Origin of the sequence: Thermohahella caldifontis (assembly GCF_041153465.1) — a bacterium.
Lineage (GTDB): Bacteria > Pseudomonadota > Gammaproteobacteria > Pseudomonadales > Oleiphilaceae > Thermohahella > Thermohahella caldifontis.
Genome location: NZ_CP154858.1, coordinates 455,006 through 473,246 on the forward strand (window position 1 = coordinate 455,006; position 18,241 = coordinate 473,246).

At 60.3% G+C, this 18,241-nt stretch carries 16 protein-coding genes and 1 pseudogene; 7 read left to right on the forward strand and 10 right to left on the reverse strand.

Features of this window, described 5'->3' with window-relative positions; genetic code table 11:
• Window positions 1–20: 20 nt before the first annotated feature.
• The 5 genes from AAIA72_RS02185 to AAIA72_RS02205 form a co-directional block, all read right to left on the reverse strand.
• Complete coding sequence (locus tag AAIA72_RS02185; protein WP_369601819.1) at window positions 21–1,121, reverse strand: hypothetical protein; 1,101 nt, start codon at window positions 1,119–1,121, stop codon at window positions 21–23.
• 181 nt (window positions 1,122–1,302) lie between these two features.
• Complete coding sequence (locus tag AAIA72_RS02190; RefSeq protein ID WP_369601820.1) at window positions 1,303–2,403, reverse strand: hypothetical protein; 1,101 nt, start codon at window positions 2,401–2,403, stop codon at window positions 1,303–1,305.
• A gap of 48 nt (window positions 2,404–2,451) precedes the next feature.
• Window positions 2,452–3,456, reverse strand: coding sequence for a hypothetical protein (locus tag AAIA72_RS02195; RefSeq protein ID WP_369601821.1), 1,005 nt, complete (start codon window positions 3,454–3,456; stop codon window positions 2,452–2,454).
• 157 nt (window positions 3,457–3,613) lie between these two features.
• On the reverse strand, window positions 3,614–4,924 hold the full coding sequence (locus tag AAIA72_RS02200) for an ISNCY family transposase (RefSeq protein ID WP_369599988.1): 1,311 nt from the start codon (window positions 4,922–4,924) through the stop codon (window positions 3,614–3,616).
• A 203-nt stretch (window positions 4,925–5,127) separates the two neighbouring features.
• A complete protein-coding gene (locus tag AAIA72_RS02205; RefSeq protein ID WP_369601822.1) occupies window positions 5,128–7,602 on the reverse strand; it encodes a type VI secretion system Vgr family protein in 2,475 nt (824 codons plus the stop codon).
• Window positions 7,603–8,105: 503 nt separating this feature from the next.
• Here AAIA72_RS02205 and AAIA72_RS02210 point away from each other — a divergent pair.
• From AAIA72_RS02210 to AAIA72_RS02225, 4 genes are read left to right on the forward strand one after another with little or no spacing between them, the layout of a single operon-like run.
• Window positions 8,106–8,720 carry a flavin reductase family protein gene (locus AAIA72_RS02210; protein ID WP_369601823.1) on the forward strand — a complete coding sequence of 205 codons (615 nt, stop codon included), beginning with the start codon at window positions 8,106–8,108 and terminating at the stop codon, window positions 8,718–8,720.
• On the forward strand, window positions 8,720–9,733 hold the full coding sequence (locus tag AAIA72_RS02215; RefSeq protein ID WP_369601824.1) for a methyltransferase: 1,014 nt from the start codon (window positions 8,720–8,722) through the stop codon (window positions 9,731–9,733). The genes AAIA72_RS02210 and AAIA72_RS02215 overlap by 1 nt, the downstream gene beginning before the upstream one ends.
• A complete protein-coding gene (locus tag AAIA72_RS02220; protein ID WP_369601825.1) occupies window positions 9,730–10,581 on the forward strand; it encodes an RluA family pseudouridine synthase in 852 nt (283 codons plus the stop codon). The genes AAIA72_RS02215 and AAIA72_RS02220 overlap by 4 nt, the downstream gene beginning before the upstream one ends.
• Window positions 10,578–11,354: a methyltransferase gene (locus AAIA72_RS02225; RefSeq protein ID WP_369601826.1), complete on the forward strand. Its 777-nt coding sequence runs from the start codon at window positions 10,578–10,580 to the stop codon at window positions 11,352–11,354. Before AAIA72_RS02220 ends, AAIA72_RS02225 begins: the two co-directional genes overlap by 4 nt.
• Here the strand turns inward: AAIA72_RS02225 and cmoB are convergent, their stop codons facing one another.
• The gene (gene cmoB, locus AAIA72_RS02230) at window positions 11,355–12,329 is read right to left on the reverse strand and encodes a tRNA 5-methoxyuridine(34)/uridine 5-oxyacetic acid(34) synthase CmoB (RefSeq protein ID WP_369601827.1); all 975 of its coding nucleotides are present in this window, start codon (window positions 12,327–12,329) and stop codon (window positions 11,355–11,357) included.
• Window positions 12,329–13,054: a carboxy-S-adenosyl-L-methionine synthase CmoA gene (gene cmoA / locus AAIA72_RS02235; protein WP_369601828.1), complete on the reverse strand. Its 726-nt coding sequence runs from the start codon at window positions 13,052–13,054 to the stop codon at window positions 12,329–12,331. Before cmoA ends, cmoB begins: the two co-directional genes overlap by 1 nt.
• Before the next feature lie 136 nt (window positions 13,055–13,190).
• Here cmoA and asnS point away from each other — a divergent pair, with 136 nt between their 5' ends.
• Window positions 13,191–14,588 (forward strand): asparagine--tRNA ligase, encoded by a 1,398-nt coding sequence (gene asnS, locus AAIA72_RS02240; protein ID WP_369601829.1) that lies wholly within the window; start codon window positions 13,191–13,193, stop codon window positions 14,586–14,588.
• Window positions 14,589–14,620: 32 nt separating this feature from the next.
• On the opposite strand, the gene AAIA72_RS02245 is transcribed toward asnS, so the two are convergent.
• Complete coding sequence (locus tag AAIA72_RS02245) at window positions 14,621–15,982, reverse strand: response regulator (RefSeq protein WP_369601830.1); 1,362 nt, start codon at window positions 15,980–15,982, stop codon at window positions 14,621–14,623.
• A 158-nt stretch (window positions 15,983–16,140) separates the two neighbouring features.
• Between AAIA72_RS02245 and msrA the strand changes: the two genes are divergently transcribed.
• Window positions 16,141–16,788, forward strand: coding sequence for a peptide-methionine (S)-S-oxide reductase MsrA (gene msrA, locus AAIA72_RS02250; protein ID WP_369601831.1), 648 nt, complete (start codon window positions 16,141–16,143; stop codon window positions 16,786–16,788).
• A gap of 565 nt (window positions 16,789–17,353) precedes the next feature.
• Here msrA and AAIA72_RS02255 read toward each other — a convergent pair.
• Window positions 17,354–17,428: pseudogene (locus AAIA72_RS02255) on the reverse strand (hypothetical protein); the annotation flags it as partial.
• 15 nt (window positions 17,429–17,443) lie between these two features.
• Window positions 17,444–17,914 carry a transposase gene (locus tag AAIA72_RS02260; protein ID WP_369601832.1) on the reverse strand — a complete coding sequence of 157 codons (471 nt, stop codon included), beginning with the start codon at window positions 17,912–17,914 and terminating at the stop codon, window positions 17,444–17,446.
• A 47-nt stretch (window positions 17,915–17,961) separates the two neighbouring features.
• Here AAIA72_RS02260 and AAIA72_RS02265 point away from each other — a divergent pair, with 47 nt between their 5' ends.
• The gene (locus AAIA72_RS02265; protein ID WP_369601833.1) at window positions 17,962–18,228 is read left to right on the forward strand and encodes an ATP-binding domain-containing protein; all 267 of its coding nucleotides are present in this window, start codon (window positions 17,962–17,964) and stop codon (window positions 18,226–18,228) included.
• Window positions 18,229–18,241 lie beyond the last annotated feature (13 nt).

Here is an 18,241-nt window from a genome sequence, read left to right on the forward strand (position 1 = left end):
ACCACTCCCGGTGAGGCGGGTTATTGATTGATCAGTATGTTGGCGCGGTAAGTCAGTGTTGGTGATCCCAGCGGATTGTAGTCATGATGGACAGGCGCACGGTGGCTCAGATAGGGAATGAGTTCAGGGAGCGCGGGGCTGGCGCCGTGCACGCGCCTGAGCCCCTTCCGATCTTCAAGGTAGAGATCACCGTTCGCTCCCAGTATGTTATCAGACGGGAACGGTGTGTCCGGAACTTCTTTCAGGCCCACGCCTTTGATTGTATCCACCAGCCATCCTGTCCCGTCTGTAAGCAGGATATAGGCAAAGCGGCCGTTCTCGGAGACAATGGATGAGCTCGTGCCCGTCACCAGCCGTCTGGCCGTATAGGTCCTGAACAGACTGGTGAACGGATAGGTTTGCAGCAGGGTGCCGTCAAAGGAATAGATTTCAATCTGCTCCGGGTTGATGTTGACGATCTGGTTGTTTTCGCCCCGGAAGCCAAAGCCTGCCGAGCGGAGTTTCAGGTTATAACGGGTGACATGCTCCCCGGTACGGATGTTGTAGCATTTGAAGTCGCCACTGAAATAACAGAGCTTGTCACCCTGAGCAGTGAACTTCAGATCAATGCCGTCATCATCCACATGGGTGAACTGGCGGGTCTTGAGGTCCACCAGCCAGATGGATAGCTCACCTCCGGAGCCGGGTGGCAGTTGCTTGTAGGGGATGTCCTCGCGTCGCCGTAACTCGAAGGCCACGTAGCGGTTATCCGGTGAGCGGGCGAGATGCAGGCTGCTGCGGATACAGCAGGCACTGCGTCCGCTGTCCTTGTACAGTTCCTCTTCGGTCAGCACCAGACGCAGGTCGGAGCCATCGGGCCGGGCGGAAAAGAGCAGCAGGCCATGTTTGTGGTCGGCATAGCGCAGTGGCCAGGGGGAACTGCCGAAGAACATCAGGCGGGGACCATCGAACTGTTTCGGGTCCGTGTAGTCTTCCATGGGCAGGCTGAAGGTTTCTTCGGTGATGGGGTCGCCGTCCTCCATGGCCTTTTTGACCCGTTCCTGCCAGGTGTCGGGTGTGCAGGCGGTGAGGATCAGCAGCCAGATGGCCGTGCAGATTCTTGATGTGTGCGTCCGTGGCATCTGTTCATTCCTTGTGTGCTTTTCCATCGCATGGGGCGTGCCGAAGGTATTATAGCGTGGCGGATGGCTTTTCGGGAAGGTCGTGCCGGGTGCGCCAGCTGCCTCACGCAGGACCCTGGACCTGTGCGGACATGGTGCCCTCCCTGTCTGAACTGCGTCTCACCACTCCCGGTGAGGCGGGTTATTGATTGATCAGTATGTTGGCGCGGTAAGTCAGTGTCGGTGATCCCAGCGGATTGTAGTCATGATGGACAGGCGCACGGTGGCTCAGATAGGGAATGAGTTCAGGGAGCGCGGGGCTGGCGCCGTATACGCGCCTGAGTCCGTCCCGGTCCCCCAAGTAGAGATCACCGCTTGTCCCCAGTATGGCTTCAGCTGGCAAGGGTGTGTCCGGAATTTCTTTCAGGCCCACGCCTTTGATTGTATCCACCAGCCATCCTGTCCCGTCTGAGAGCGAGATATAGGCAAAATGGCCGTTCTCGGAGATGTTGGAGGCAAGTGTGCCTGTCACCAGCCGTCTCGCCGTATAGGTCCTGAACAGACTGGTGAACGGATAGGTATGCAACAGGGTGCCATCAAAGGAATAGATTTCAATCTGCTCCGGGTTGATGTTGACGATCTGATTGTCTTCGCCACGGAAGCCGAATCCCTTGGACCTCAGTTTCAGGTCATAACGGGTGACACGCTCCCCGGTACGGATGTTGTAGCACTTGAAGTACCCACTGAAATAACAGAGCTTGTCGCTCTGAGCGGTGAATTTCAGATTTGTACCTCCGTCGTCCACATGGGTGAACTTGCGGGTCTTGAGGTCCACCAGCCAGATGGATACCTCACCTCCGGAGCCGGGTGGCAGTTGCTTGTAGGGGATGTCCTCGCGCCGCCACAACTCGAAGGCCACGTAGCGGTTATCCGGTGACCGGGCCAGGCGCTCACTGCCATAGATACAGCAGGCACTGCGTCCGCTGTCCTTGTACAGTTCCTCTTCGGTCAGCACCAGACGCAGATCGGAGCCATCGGGCCGGGCGGAAAAGAGCAGCAGGCCATGTTTGTGGTCGGCATGGCGCAGTGGCCAGGGGGAGCCGCCGAAGAACATCAGGCGGGGACCGTCGAACTGGTTCGGGTCCGTGTAGTCTTCCATGGGCAGGCTGAAGGTTTCTTCGGTGATGGGGTCGCCGTCCTCCATGGCCTTTTTGACCCGTTCCTGCCAGGTGTCGGGTGTGCAGGCGGTGAGGATCAGCAGCCAGATGGCCGTGCAGATTCTTGATGTGTGCGTCCGTGGCATCGTTATCTCCCTGTCTGAACTGCATCTCACCACTCCCGGTGAGGCGGGTTATTGATTGATCAGTGTTTCGGCGCGGTAAGTCAGTGTCGGTGATCCCAGCGGATTGTAGTCGTGATGGACAGGCGCACGGCGGCTCAGATAGGGAATGAGTTCAGGGAGCGCGGGGCTGGTGCCGTATACGCGCCTGAGTCCGTCCCGGTCCCCCAAGTAGAGATCGCCGGCACGGGTCAATAGTGCAGAAACGGAGGGCATCGGTGTGTCCGGAACTTCTTTCAGGCCCGCGCCTTTGATTGTATCCACCAGCCATCCTGTCCCGTCTGTAAGCAGGATATAGGCAAAGCGGCCGTTCTCGGAGACAATGGATGAGCTCGTGCCGGTCACCAGCCGTCTGGCCGTATAGGTCCTGAACAGACTGGTGAACGGATAGGTTTGCAGCAGGGTGCCGTCAAAGGAATAGATTTCAATCTGCTCCGGGTTGATGTTGACGATCTGGTTGTCTTCGCCCCGGAAGCCAAAGCCTGCCGAGCGGAGTTTCAGGTTATAACGGGTGACATGCTCCCCGGTACGGATGTTGTAGCATTTGAAGTCGCCACTGAAATAACAGAGTTTGTCACCCTGAGCAGTGAACTTCAGATCAATGCCGTCATCATCCACATGGGTGAACCTGCGGGTCTTGAGGTCCACCAGCCAGATGGATAGCTCACCTCCGGAGCCGGGTGGCAGTTGCTTGTAGGGGATGTCCTCGCGTCGCCGTAACTCGAAGGCCACGTAGCGGTTATCCGGTGAGCGGGCGAGATGCAGGCTGCTGCGGATGCAGCAGGCACTGCGTCCGCTGTCCTTGTACAGTTCCTCTTCGGTCAGCACCAGACGCAGGTCGGAGCCATCGGGCCGGACGGAAAAGAGCAGCAGGCCATGTTTGTGGTCGGCATAGCGCAGTGGCCAGGGGGAACCGCCGAAGAACATCAGGCGGGGACCGTCGAACTGTTTCGGGTCCGTGTAGTCTTCCATGGGCAGGCTGAAGGTTTCTTCGGTGATGGGGTCGCCGTCCTCCATGGCCTTTTTGACCCGTTCCTGCCAGGTGTCGGGTGTGCAGGCGGTGAGGATCAGCAGCCAGATGGCCGTGCAGATTCTTGATGTGTGCGTCTGTCAACCCAATTCTAAAATGTCCCCTTTTTACCAAAGCTAAAGTGTCCCCTTTGGGTATCCTGTTTCAGGAGGTTACCGACTGCCTGCCGGAGGCCGCTTTACCAACCGGAGAACGTCGCCATGGATGGTCCGGCGCGGGCTTTCTGCCTGAGGATGCCTTTTGTCTGGCTCTCGCCTTGTCGACACGTTGGTGGAGGCTTTTCTCGTCATCCAAAGGGACCGGGGGCTCGCCTTCGCTCAGGATTTGCCAATCCAGTTGATGCCCTTTGTGGAGCACCGTCACATGGCCATCCTGTGCTTCACAGATGGTGATCCGGGCGCCCCGGAGCCGATAGCCCTTTCCATAGCCGGTGAGCTGGTATTCCCGGTTCCTGAACTGAAAGGTCAGGTTCTTTGAGAGCTTTCGGTGGTTGTGCAGGCACAGGATGAGCGCCAGCTCCTCTGGTGTGTGCAGAACGGGGCGGTGAGCATCCGTGGCGTTCTGGGCGGGTTTGGCAAAGCGTGCGTTGAAATCGCGCATAAAGCCCGGCAGCCAGGCATTGGCGGTCTCAATGTCCGAGATGCCCGCAAGACGCAACTCCTTGACGAGGCGGTCCTGAAGCGTCTGGTTGGCACGCTCGACACGCCCCTTGGCCTGAGGGGTATTGGCATGAATGGGCTCGATATCCAGCGTTTTGAGAGCCCGGGTGAACTGGGTCAGCTCACCTTCGCGCTCGGGTTGGTTTACCCGGAAGATGCTGTGCTTGTCGGAATACAAAGCAGCGGGGCGGCCGTGCTCGGCCAGATAGCCTTGCAGTGTCTGCAGGTAAGCCCAGGTGGTCTCGGCCGGGGCGAAGCGTAATGCCATCAGTTCACTGGTGGCGTCATCAATGAACACGATCAGGGTGCAGCGCGGGCCGCGCCCTTCAAACCAGTCATGTGGTGAGCCGTCAATCTGAATCAGCTCGCCGCGACAGGGCCGTCTGGGACGTCGCTGGTGAATCCGGGCGGCCTTGCGTTTTCCGGGTTTCCAGAGTCCGTCAGCGATCATCCACTGTCGGAGGGTCTCGGCTGACAGCTTGTATCCATGCAGTGCGGTGAGTTTTTCACAGGCAAGCGTTGGTCCGAAATCAGGGTAGCGTGTGCGAACCAGAGAGAGTACTTCCTTGCGCACGGCCCCGGGAATTGCATTGCCCGGGCGTTTACCGAGATGGCCGGAAACCAGTCCTGACGGCCCCTTCTGACGAAAGCGGGCGACCAGACGCTTAACTTGCCGGACACTCAGCCCAAGCTGCCGGGCAGCTTCCTGTTGCCGAAGCTGTTTTGCGGTCACCTGCTGAATGATTGCCAGCCGATCGATCGCTTTTTGCGTCATTGCAATGGTCTCCTCTGCCATTGCCCCCTCCTGTATCCCAAAAGGGGACATTTTAGAATTGCGAGAAGGGGACATTACAGCTTTGGGCTAACACTTGATGTGTGCGTCCGTGGCATCGGTTGTCCTCAATACTTCACACTAGTGTGTCTTTAACCCTGTATTGTGTTCCAGGAAAAATGTATCGGGGTATAGTGTACTGGCCGACAGATTTCAGCACCTTTCATTCAGTTGTCCTGCGTTGTGCGGTGATTTTTGTCCGGAATAACCGTTCTGAGGTAGTGCCTGGCTGATGTCATCGAATCTGAACATACATACAGATGTAGTGGCTCGTAAGGCGGTTTGCCATCAAAGGGGATCTCATACACTCTTCCATATTGGCGAACCCTTTCGAGCGTGCAGACAGATGTCCACTTGCCATCTCCAGTTGAAAGCTCGAACCGGGCGTCTTCAGGTAATGCGTCAACTGCCAGTTCTCCCGTAAATACGTAACCCGGCGATACCGGATCCGGTGATGCATTGTTGTTCCCGGTGGCAGGCGGAGGGTATCGGAGTGAGTGGGCAAATGTTTTTGCATCCTCACTGCTGCTTTGGGGAGCTATTGCTGACATATTCACTCCGGATTGCACTTGGCGGGGGGCTTGACATGATGTACTGGCACCCAGCACCGCCGAGGGCACGGGTGGCTCGGGTCGTGATGTCGCCGGCGCGGATCCGCTCCCGGTCGTCAGGGGCATGAGCCGCTGAATGTGTGCCGCGTCACCAGACTGGCCGGCCAGCGGCCTGAGCCGTGTACGCAGTGCGCCACGCTCAGGGGGGACTGCCGGGCTTTTCTCCGGCGCGGCGGGACTGGCCGTTGCCGCAGCGCCCCCGCCGCCCCCCATGTTGACCATGACCACCGGTGCGGAGAGAGAAACCCCACCGGGGCCGCAGCTTACGGCGGCACCGCCGACCTTGAAGATGACCGTCTGGCCGCTGTTGAACAGGGCGTTGCCACCCTTGAGGTGGATGCTGCCGCCGGCTTCCAGTGTCAGTGACTGACCGCCCAGCACCAGGGACTGTCCGGCCTGGAGATGTGTCTGGCCGCTGACATGTTCGTTCCAGTTGCCGTCGGCCTGTTCACTGGCCGCGCCGTCAGTGGTTTCCTGCAGGTGACCTGCCACCTTCTGGTGCACGCAGCCCTGTACGGAGGCCTGGTAGCGCTTGCGGGCCCTGAGGGCGAGCTGGCCGCTGCTGTGCAAGAGAATATGGGCGTTGCCGGGGCTGTCGTCCAGCAGGACTTCATGACCGGTGCCATTGGCGGAGCGGGAGCGGAACATCCACTGGTGCTGTCCGTCGGGCAGGGACTGGGGCGCTTCATGGGCGCTGTGGTAACGCCGGCCGGCGACCACGGGGGTGTCGGGGTTGCCTTCGAGAAACAGGACGCTCACTTCATCGCCCGCACGCGGCAGCATGAGACTGCCCCAGCGGTTGCCGGCCAGACGTTGGCTCACACGCAGCCAGGTGCCGGGCTGGCCGTCCGGGTCCCAGGCAAAGCGTACCTGCACGCGGCCCTGATCGTCCGTGAAGACCTTGCCGGGTGCGGGGCCGGTGACGATGGCGGGCCAGAAACCGGTCAGACGCCGGGGTGTCTGTCGGGGTGGCCGCCAGGTCTGGGTGTCCGGTACGGCGGTGAGGGTCTGGTAATGCCGGAACGAACCGCTGGCCAGTTCTTCAAGCACCTGAGGGTGGGCCATCTGCTGGGTGAGGCCGGTGATCAGCCAGTCCGAGCGGGTGTCATCGGGGAAGCGGAAGCTCAGCACCTCGCCGCAGTTCAGATCCGCCCGGTTGCCTTGGGCGATGCAGTGGTCGCAACCGGTATTGAGGCTGTTCAGCCAGCTTTCTGCCTGCCTCCGGGCATCGGGAGCGTCTTCCTGGTGTACATAGTGCTCGTGCAGGCCGGAGGGGGAGGCCTGGTCATGCCTGGCTTCGCCCGTCTCGATGGCCAGCGGCGTGCCCATGCGGTAACGCCGGGTTCTGACCTGATGCAGGGCACGGCGGCGAACGCGTTGAAAGCGGTAGAGGATTTCGCTCTGGCCGCTCTGCCGGTCGTAATGGATGGCCACATGGCGTCGCGTGCCGTCTGGGCGCATCAGGGCGCCGGCGTGATCCGAAACCATGAGGATGTGGCGGTCCGCTTCGTGACGGAAATACCAGTACCAGCCCAGTTCACTGAACAGCCGGCAGAGGAAGTCCCACTCGCTTTCGCCGGACTGGGTGCGGTATTGCCAGACGGGCGGCGTTGCCCGAAGGTCAAAGACCAGATCGTCCTGCCGCAGACCGGCTTCGCGCCAGAGAGCGCGGGCGATGTCCACGGCAGTGGTTTCGGTGAAGATCCGGTAGCGGCAGCGCTCGGTCAGCCACCAGGCATGGGGCACCACGGTGATCTGCATGCGCTGAAAGCGGCCGATATCCTGCAGACGCCATGCCTCGTTCACGGCACCATGCAGGTGTCGTTCACCGTAGCGGCCCCGGAAGCTGACGTGGACATCGCGTGACAGCCAGTCCTCTGGCCCGGGCAACGGTTCCGGCGAGACAATGACGAGGGTGGCATGCGAGAGCTCGGCAAGAGCTTCGCTGAGGGTCAGACTGAGGACACGGAGATCCGCGTCCATTCGGGCAACCCGCACCGTCAGGCGGGCAGTATTGGCAGCCAGTTCCATGGCAGCGTCCTGTTCAGATCCCTGAAACTGCACGGATTATAGGCAGTCCGGCCGCGGGGTGCCATAGGCCGGATGACATAGAGCAACTGCCTCGGACCTTGTCTCATCGTTACGGACAACGCAGCGAATGCCGGTCAGAGGATCCGCAGGCGGGCCTGTTCAACGAAGGGAACGCCGGCTCCATCTGGCCGGGGCATGGGTTATGGATTATGGATCGCTTGCCTTTATTTGCAATAATCACATTCACAGGGTGCTTCCAAATAACCAACATCCCTATGTTTGCCAACTATTACCCCAATATCCTGTTTTGGGCATCAAGCAGTATGCTTTTTGTTTTTTCGAAACGCTGATCTTGCCTGGCAATGGCGTAAATTGGTTGCGCCAGCCAGCTCTTGCGTGATGCTGTGTCCGGTGGTAGGGGCATGACATGGCCATGAAAACCTGCCGCCCTTGAGCAGCACACGGGAATCGGAGACAATCGCACTCTGCATCTGGAGGTGCCCATGATCATTGATTTTGCACGACTCAAGCCCCTGGAGCGTTACCACTGGGTAACGCAGACACTGATTCCCCGGCCCATTGCATGGGTGCTGACCGAAAACCTTTCCGGACAATACAATCTGGCCCCGTTTTCTTACTTCACGGCGGTATCCAGTGCGCCCCCGGTAGTCATGATCTCCATCGGCAAGAAGCCGGATGGCTCACCCAAGGACACCGCAGTCCATGCGAAGCGGACCGGCAGGCTGGTCATCCATGTGGCGGGCTATGCTCAGCTTGATGCACTCAATCTCAGTTCCGAGACCTTGCCCGAGGCGGTTTCGGAGGTGGAGAAGCTGGGCATCGAGCTGACCGCTTTTGAAGGTTTTGCTCTGCCCAGGGTAGCGGATGCGCCGGTGGCGTACGGATGCCGGGTTCACAGCATTCAGGAGCTCGGCGATGTGCCGCAAACGCTGCTCTTTGCGGAAATTGAACAAGTGTACGTTCGGGATGATGCGGTGATCGAGGAGACACCGGGCCGTTACAAGGTCAATGCCCGGGTACTGGATCCGCTGGCCAGGCTGGGTGCCCGGGAATACGCCACGCTCGGCGAAGTGGTCGAGCGGGAGCGCCCCGCCTGATGCTGGATGCGGCCACCTTTCAAACCTTGCTGGAACGCACTCCCCCACAGGGTCGGACCCGGCTTTGGGTCAGCCCACCGGTCGGGACGCGACTGCCCGGGGATGGGGCAGACGATGCCGTGTTGTCGCTGCATGCCGGTGATGCAGCATCATGGCGCAAGGCGGGCAAGGCAGTCCGCTTCGGTCCGGATGACCCGTCGCCCTGGCCGGAGACCTTTGACGAAGCCTGGCTGGTCATGCCCAAGGCGCGTCGTGAGTTCAGCTGGCTGCTGGCACAGGTGGTGCCGTTGCTGAAGCCCGGGTCGCGACTGATCTGCACCGGCCACAAGAAATCCGGTGTGGAAGGTGCCCTCAAGGGCTTGCGGGCTGCGGGCGCAACGGTGGAAAAGCTGGATTCGGCGCGGCACTGCCAGGTCTGGTCCGTGGTGCCGGAAACGGTTCGGTCCGAGCCGGCCGGATTTGAGTACTGGCCCTTTGTCTGGCAGGAGAGGGAAATCCGGGTGGCAACCTTGCCCGGTGTCTTTGCAGAAGGGCGATTGGATGACGGCACCGCCATGCTGCTTGAAACGCTGGCTACTCAACCCTTGCCGCCGGGACGCTGGCTCGATTTCGGCTGTGGAGCCGGCGTGCTGAGCGCTGCTCTGGCCACCTGTCCGGGCGGCGAGGTGGAGGCCGTGGACGTGCAATGGCAGGCGGTGACCTGTACCCGCCGGACGTTGGCAGAAAACGGACTGCAGGGAGAGGTGATGGCTTCGGATGGTCTGGACGCGGTGGAAGGCCGCTATGACGCCGTCATCAGCAACCCTCCGTTTCACGCTCATGTCAGGCAGACCACGGATGTCACCGAACGCTTTATCCGGACTGTCCGGGCGCATCTGCGACCTGGTGGCAGGCTGCGGCTGGTGGCCAACGCCTTTTTACCCTATGCGCAGCTTCTTGAGCAGCATGTGGGGCCGGTTCAGGTGCTGGCGCGGGATGGCCGTTACAAGGTTTACGAGGCGACCACATCATGACGGCCACACCCCGTGAGTGGCACTGGACGTTGTCAGCACCGGCAGTGGCAGTGGACTGGATGGCGAGCCAGACCGGGCTGCCCAAAAGTCGTCTGAAGGATGCCATGAACAAGGGTGCCGTCACCCTCAAACGGGGGCGGAAGGGCGTCAGGCGATTGCGTAGGGCCACTTTCCGGCTGCTGCCGGGCGATGTGCTCAGTCTGTATTATGATGCATCCATTCTGGCCGCCCGCCCGGAAGCGGAGCCGGAGATTCTGGGTGTCCACTGCGGTCAGGTGCAGGTGTTCAAGCCTTCGGGATGGCTGTCCCAGGGCTCGCCGTGGGGCGATCATCTCAGTCTGGAGCGCTGGCTGACGCAACACGGTTTTCCAGACGCCCGGGTGGTCCACCGCCTTGACCGGGAGACCGCGGGCGTCATGGTCTTTGCACGCACGCGTCATGCTGCCGCGACGCTGGGCCGCCTGTTTCAGTCGCGGGATGTCACGAAGGTGTACCGGGCCTGTGTACGGGGTACGCTTGCCCAAACCATGACCCTTGATCTGCCGCTGGATGGCAAGCCTGCCCGGAGTCATGTGGTGCCACTGCGGCCATCCGGTCACGACACGCTGGTGCGGGTGGAGATTGAAACCGGCCGCTTTCATCAGGTTCGCCGGCATCTGGAATCTGCCGGGCATCCCGTTCTGGGTGATCCCCGATATGGTGAGGACAATGCTCACCCGGACGGACTCATGCTGCTGGCGTGGGCACTGACCTACCGATGTCCCGAGTGCGGCGCCCGGCAAAGCCTCACCATTCCGCAAAGCCGTCAGCCCGGTTGGAGCCGCGACGATCCGGAGACCGGGCCATGAGTGCCGGCAACCCGTTTGACACACTGGCTGATGCCTTCACGACAAAAATCTATGGCAGTCTGAAAGGTCAGTTGCGGCTCGAAGGCTTGCGCCGCGATCTGTGTGAGGCTGTGGGTTGTGATCGGCTCGAGGCCGCACCTGCAGCGCTGACTGTGCTGGACGTGGGGGCCGGAGATGCCCGCCTGTCCGCCGAGCTGGCAGAAGCCGGGTGTGCGCTGACCGTGGTTGAGCCGTCCCGGGCGCTTCGGGAGCGTGCCCGGGCACGTTTGTCCGGCGTTTCCCGGGTAGCCTGGGTCGAGGCCCCCTGGGAGACGGTGGCAGGCACTCTGGGACAGTTTGATGTGGTGCTGGTGCATGCGGTGCTCGAATGGCTGGCGGATCCGGTTGCGGTACTGCCGTCGCTGGCGGAGGCTGTGGCACCCGGCGGCTGGTTGTCCGTGGCATTCTATAACCGTCATGGCATCGTCATGCGCAATCTGGCCAAGGGCAACCTGCGCAAGGTGGAGCGCGGAGATTTCAGTGGCATGGCCGGAGGTCTCACGCCGCGGCATGCCTTCGAGCCGGAACAGTTGCGGTCAATGCTGGAAGGGCTTGGGCTGGAGACCCGGATCTGGTCAGGCCTGCGCACGTTTTATGACTTCATACCACGGCATGTCCGTGCCAAGCTCAATGCGGACGACATTCGCCGGCTGGAAGCGCGCTTCAGCCGACAGGATCCCTACCGGCAACTGGCCAGCTATCAGCACTTGCTCTTGCACCGGCCGGCTGGCTGATCAGCCCGGTTTGCGCGCCAGAATCACAGCGCGCTTGGGGGCTGGGTAGCCTTCAAGGGTGCGGCTGTGGTCGTCGGGGTCCAGAAAGTCGCGGAGCGAGTGAAAGCGCATCCAGTCTGTCCGGCGCTGCTCGTCCAGTGTGGTGACAGAAATGTCCACCGTGCGGATGTTCTCCCAGCCAGTGCGCCGCAACCAGCGCTCGGCTGCCAGCGGAGACGGGATGCACCAGACATTGCGCATGCGGGCATAGCGGTCTTCGGGAGTCAGTACCGTATTTTCATCACCGTCCACGACGAGGGTTTCCAGAACCAGGGTGCCACCGGGGCGTAGGAAGGATCTGAGCTCGTCCAGATGATCGAACGGTGCCCGGCGGTGATAGATGACGCCCATGGACAGCACCAGATCAAAGGCCCCGAAGGCGGGCAGGTCCTCGGACTTCAGAGGCAGGTAATGTACCGGTGCATCAGGAATATAGCGCTTGACCGCGCTGAACTGATAGAAGAACTTTTGTGACGGATCGGCGCCCACCACCCAGCCTGCGCCGGCGCCATGAAGTCGCCAGCAATGGTAGCCGCTGCCGCAGCCCACATCCAGGACACAGCGTCCGGAAAGATCGGGCAGGTGAGGGGCAATGCGGTGCCATTTCCAGTCAGAGCGCCACTCCGTATCCACGAAGGTCCCGAAAAAATCAAAAGGACCCTTGCGCCACGGCATCATGGATCGCAGGGCGGTCTCCAGATCTGCCTGCTGTTCAGGTGTCAGCGGCGCCTCACGCGTGATGGTGATGGTGTCTGATGAGGTATCCACCCGGGCGTCGTCCACGTCGGGCAATTTCAGATAGCCTGCGTGCCAGGTGGGCGTATCGCCATTGAGGCGCTCCAGATATTCGCGCCTCAGTGCATCGCGCAGATGCGGTTCGAACCTGGCGAGCCCGGCCCTCTGCAGGGCATCAAAGAAAGGTTCAAGGGGCAACATCACTTCACCGCCAGAATGGATACGAAATTGAAGCACTGGAACCAGCAGGCCGCATGGCGGAACCCGGCGTCCCGCAACCGGTTCAGATGCATGTCCAGCGACTCGGGGATCAGCACATTTTCCAGTGCCGCCCGTTTCTGGGCAATTTCCAGATCGCTGTAGCCCCGGGCGCGCTTGAACCCATGGTGGAGTTCCGTCAGGCGATGCTGGGTGTCTGCATCGGGAAAACAGATCTTCTCTGACAGGATGAGGGCTCCGCCATCCACCATGCCGTCAGCAATGCGCCGGAGCAGGGGCGAGCGGTCTGCTTCCGGTATGAACTGGAGTGTAAAGTTCAGGGCGACGAGAGAGGCCTGTTCGAATTGCAGTTCCCGGATATCCTGTTCCAGCAGGGTCACTGGTGCTCCGTCCGGTTCCCGGTCAATGTTGATCCGGCAGCGTTCCAGCATGGCAGAGGAGGTGTCCACGGCCACGATGACGCTGTCCGGGGGAGCCTGCCGGCGCATGGCCAGCGTTGATCCGCCCAGGGAGCAGCCCAGATCGTACAGCCGGGTCTGTGGCCGGGCATAGGCACGGGTGATCACGCCGATCATTTCCAGGATCATGGCATAACCCGGCACGGACCGGTTGATCATGTCGCTGAATACGGAAGCGACGCGCTCGTCGAAACGGAACGCTTCCACATCGGGTTGAGGCGTGCTGAACAGCGTGTCTTTTGCGGACATGGGTGCACCTGATGAAAACCGGTGCAGGATTGTATCCGGTTGTGTCGCAGGCTGCCAGCGTGGAACCTGCGCATGGACTTTTTGCACCACAGGGGTAACATGCCACACCATCGCAAAGTCTGTGTGAGGATATGGCATGTCTTGTCCCAGTATCAAAACCCTGCTCAATGATTTAGCGCTGATTGGCCAGCCGGTTACTGCGCGCGGTTGGGTACGCAGCCGCCGGGATTCGAAGGCGGGTGTCTCCTTTCTGCACGTGCACGACGGTTCCTGTTTTGACCCGATACAGGCCGTGATTCCGGCTGATCTGCCCAATTATGAAAGCGAGGTGTTGCGGCTGACCACGGGCTGTTCCGTGGAAGTGTCCGGCACGCTGGTGGAATCCCCTGCTGCCGGTCAGCCCTGTGAAATCCAGGCCACGGAAGTCCGGGTCGTCGGTTGGGTGGATGATCCGGAAACCTATCCGGTCGCCAAGAAGCGCCACACACTGGAACATTTGCGATCCGTGGCGCACCTGCGCCCGCGCACCAATGTGATCGGCGCGGTGACGCGTGTGCGTGCAACGCTGGCTCATGCCATTCACGACTATTTCTATCGCAATGGCTTTTTCTGGGTCAATACACCGATCATTACCGCCAATGACTGTGAAGGGGCCGGCGAGCTGTTCCGTGTGTCCACCCTGGACCTGATGAATCTTCCGCGGACGCCGGACGGGCAGGTGGACTTCAGTCAGGATTTCTTCGAGCGGGAGGCCTTTCTGACCGTATCGGGACAGTTGAATGTGGAGAGTTACTGCCTGGCCATGTCGAAGGTCTATACCTTTGGTCCCACATTCCGGGCGGAAAACTCCAATACCAGCCGGCATCTGGCGGAATTCTGGATGGTGGAGCCGGAAGTGGCCTTCGCGGATCTGTCGGATGACGCCGATCTTGCGGAAGACTTCCTCCGCAGCGTGATCCGCGTGGTGCTGGAGCAATGCGAGGCGGATCTGGCATTCTTTGATCAACGGATTTCAAAAGGTCTGCTGGACAGGTTGCGCAATGTGGTGGAGACATCCTTCGTGCGCATGGATTACACGGATGCGATCCGCATTCTTGAGCAGTCCGGCAGGGACTTCGAGTTTCCCGTCAAATGGGGGCTGGACCTGCAGTCCGAGCATGAGCGCTTCCTGGCCGAGACACACGTCAAGGGCCCCCTCGTGCTGATGAATTATCCGAAGGAAATCAAGGCGTTCTACATGCGTCTGAATGACGACGGCAAGACGGTGGCGGCCATGGACGTGCTGGCGCCGGGTATTGGTGAGATTATCGGCGGCAGCCAGCGCGAGGAGCGTCTGGATGTGCTGGATGAGCGCATGAAAATGCTGGACCGCCCGGAAGGGCTGTCATGGTACCGGGATCTGCGCCGTTATGGCACAGTGCCCCATGCAGGGTTCGGTCTGGGATTCGAGCGTCTGCTGGCTTACGTGACCGGCATGGAAAATGTGCGCGATGTGATTCCGTTCCCCAGAACACCGGGACACGCCGAATTCTGATTCCGGCGCGCCCCGGCTTTCCGCCACGGGCCTCAGGGAAGCAGGCCCGTCAGCTTTGCCAGGGCCACACCCGCCGTTGCCACAGCGATGAGACCCAGCGTCCAGCTCTGCAGCCGCAATGAGGACAGCGCCTGATGGAGACGCTGGTTGTCGGCCTTGAGTTCGCGCACCCATTCGTTGTCTTCGCTTTCCGCCATGGGCGCGCTTTCCGGACTGGCATCGGCGTGTTGTGAGTGCTGAGCCAGCTCCCGGGAGAGGCGCTCCGCCAGCTGTGCCGCCATGTTTTCTGCTTCGGTTTTGAGCTGAGCCGCAACCCAGGATTGCACTTCCGTTTTCAGCGCGGCCATGTCCGGGCCGGCTGAGGAGCCTGCGGCCTGGGACCCGGCGCCTGCCCTTTGCACCTGTTCTGCCCGGAAGGCGGCCAGCGCCTGCTCCACGCGTTCTTCGGCCTGCTGTTCGAGCTGGGCCAGCTTGTGGGCCAGCATGGCTTCCACGGTGTCCTGAGCCACGGTCAGCACCTTGTCGGTCAGCGCGGCTTCATCAGCGACCGGCGCCGGTGCGGGCGCTGCGGATGCCGAAGGTATGGCATGCTGCAGGGCGTCAATCTGAGCTTCCAGGTCGGCACGGGATTCGCTGATGGCTTCATCCAGGGAGGTCTGAACCCGTGCAGAGAGGGCATTCAGCTCGCTTTCAAGCAGCGGCATGAGCGTTCGCTCCGCATCCCGTGTGGCTCGTGCGGCCAAGGCTTCCTCGTCCACCACAACCGGTTGCGGCATGGTCTGCCGTAGCTTCTCCAGTTCGTCGGCCAGGCCGGAAACCCGCCCTTCCATGGCATCCAGACGGGCAAGAATGGGCTGAAGATCCACCACGGGTGCCGTGACAGATGGCTGCGGTGCCGGAGCTTGAGCAGGCACGTCGGTGGTGTCGGCTGTCCCCGTCGTGGCCAGATCTGCTTCAGCTGAGGGTTGCGTTGCCGGCTCGGTGGGTTCTGCCGTCTGAGCGGCCGGACGGGCCTGACTCAGCTCGCGGTTGAGCTGCTTGAGCAGGCCATCCAGCACTTCGGCCTGAGGCGGCTTGGCCAGGGTGCCGCTGGCACCGATGGCGCGCGCCTGGTCATCATAATCGGGGATGCCTTCCTTTCCGGTGCACATGATGACCGGAATGTGTGCGGTGGCCGGATTGGCCTTGATCTTTTGTGTGGCTTCGAAGCCATCCATGTTGGGCATCATGTGATCCATGAACACCACATCAGGCAAAGTCCGGTTGATGATGTCCAGTGCTTCTTCTGCGGAGCCGGCCACGGAAACGCTCAGCTGATGTTTCTCAAGCAGGCGTTTGAGCGTGATGCGGGCCAGTTTGGAATCATCGACCACCAGTGCGTTCTGAATCGTCATTTTCATCCTTCCAAGCAGTAATCAGGCTAAATCTAGCACAGGAGCGCTGGCATGATAAAACCCTAATTTGACGGAACTTTGTAACAGAAAATGGGGTCAGGTATACAGCGGGCCAAAGGCGTGAGAAGATAAACGGATCAAGAGCACGGGGGTGATTCATGTTCAGACAGACTTTGCCGGATCCCGCAGAGGCCCTGCCGGGGCGGGATACGCCGATTGATCCGGGCGGGGCGCATGCGGTCAGCGGACGTCCCATGCTGCCACCATTCCCTGGGGGCATGAAGGAAGTCCGGTTGGGAATGGGGTGTTTCTGGGGTGCTGAAAGGCTGTTCTGGCAGTTGTCGGGGGTCTGGGTGACTGCGGTGGGATATGCAGGGGGCCTGACTCCGCATCCCACCTACGAGGAAGTCTGTACCGGTCGTACCGGTCATGCCGAGGTAGTGCGTGTAGTGTACAACCCGGACGAGATTACCCTGCTGCAACTGCTCAAGAGCTTCTGGGAAAATCACGATCCCACGTCCGGAATGCGACAGGGCAATGACATCGGTACCCAGTACCGGTCCTGCATTCTGGTGGATGACGAAACGGATCTGGCGTTGGCCTGTGAAACGCGTGACACCTATCAGGAGGTACTGACCCGGGCGGGCAGGGGGCACATCACCACTGCGATTGCGCTGGACCCGGTCTTCTATTTCGCCGAGCCCTACCATCAGCAATATCTGCACAAGCATCCGGATGGGTATTGCGGGCTGAGATTCAACGGTGTGAGCTGTCCGCTTCCGGCTGGTTCTGCCCACCAACGCTGAAAGTGGAGGCTATGCACGGGGAGCAATGAGCCTGCGTGTGCCGGGACAACGACTGCTTCCTCCTGAAGATAAAAGCAGCGTTTCACGCTAACCCGCGGTGAACCTGAAAAACCGCCCTCAGTGGTCTGTCTTGTCCGGGTTTTTCTTGAGATGGTCCAAAAGTTTCTTGTCCAACTTCTTGAAAAACCTGTCCGCACTATCGGTCGTAGACCACCAAAACAGGAGCAAAGTGGTTACGCCTATCACTGTTCCGGCAACGGCTACAATTTCGATAGGAGCCATAATGTCCCTCCTTGTTTTGGAACTCGTCCAGTGCTTGATTATACACGAAAATGATGGGTTGCTCAGTGCAGAGCAAGAGGCCGCACACGAAGAAGAATTCGGCTGTCAGCATATCCGCCGCATTCGGATGGCTCATCAGGAAAGGCCGGGTGTCGCCTGCGCCAGCCATGATAAGGCCAACGTTATTCAGCACTTTGCATAATCCGCGAAATAACTTTCAAGCATATGTCACCTTCCGTTTGCCAAGTTATTCGCAGGTTTTGGTGTTGCAGAGGGGAGAGGATCACTTTGCGATGGTCTTGCGATTCAGGGCATGTCCGTTTTCGGCCATTTCTGCCACCAGCCGGGGAGCACCATAACGTCCCTTTTTCTGTCAGAAGGCCTCACTGACGGCCTGATCTGTTGCTTCACGGCGCTGATGACGCGCAGAGCGTGCCACCTGCCTGCGGCGCCAGGCGTAATAGCCACTGCGTGAAACACACAGAACACGGCTCATCGTTTTCAGGCGGAACTCTCCTTCATGTGCCTGCATGAACACGTACTTCACTTCAGGCTCTTGGCGAAGTACGCCGCCGCCTTTTTTTAAAATGGCCAGCTCCTCTGCCTGTTGTGCCAGTTGCCGCTTGAGGCGGGCGTTTTCCGCGGCGAGCTGCTTTTCGGCCTCGCTCTGGCCCTGGGCCTGCCTGGCCTTGCTGCGCCAGTTATACAGCTGTGATTCGTGCAATCCCAGGTCTTTGGCTGCCGCACTGATGCCAACGCTGTCAGCCAACGCCAGCGCCTCCTTCTTGAAGTCCTCGGAGTAGCGCTTGCGTGTTGATTTGCCTTGTGTGTTCTTTCTTGCCATGGTTCACCTCTGTAGCGTAGTGTACTCGCTTAATGAGGTGTCCACTATTGCTGGGCAAGATCATCTTCGCCATGACCATCCACAAGACACAGGGCTCAGAGTTTGACCATGTGCTGATGCTCCTCCCGGAAGAGGCCGAGCGCCTGCTGAGCCGGGAACTGATTTTCACCGGCTTGACCCGTGCGAAAAGCGGCTTTACGCTGCTGGCCGAAAAGGCGATCTGGCAGGCGGGCATTGCCCGGCAGATTGAGCGAGAAGGTGGATTGAGGCAGGCGCTCAAGGCGATTGAGACATCCTTGTGCAGCCCCACATAACGTCAGGATATTA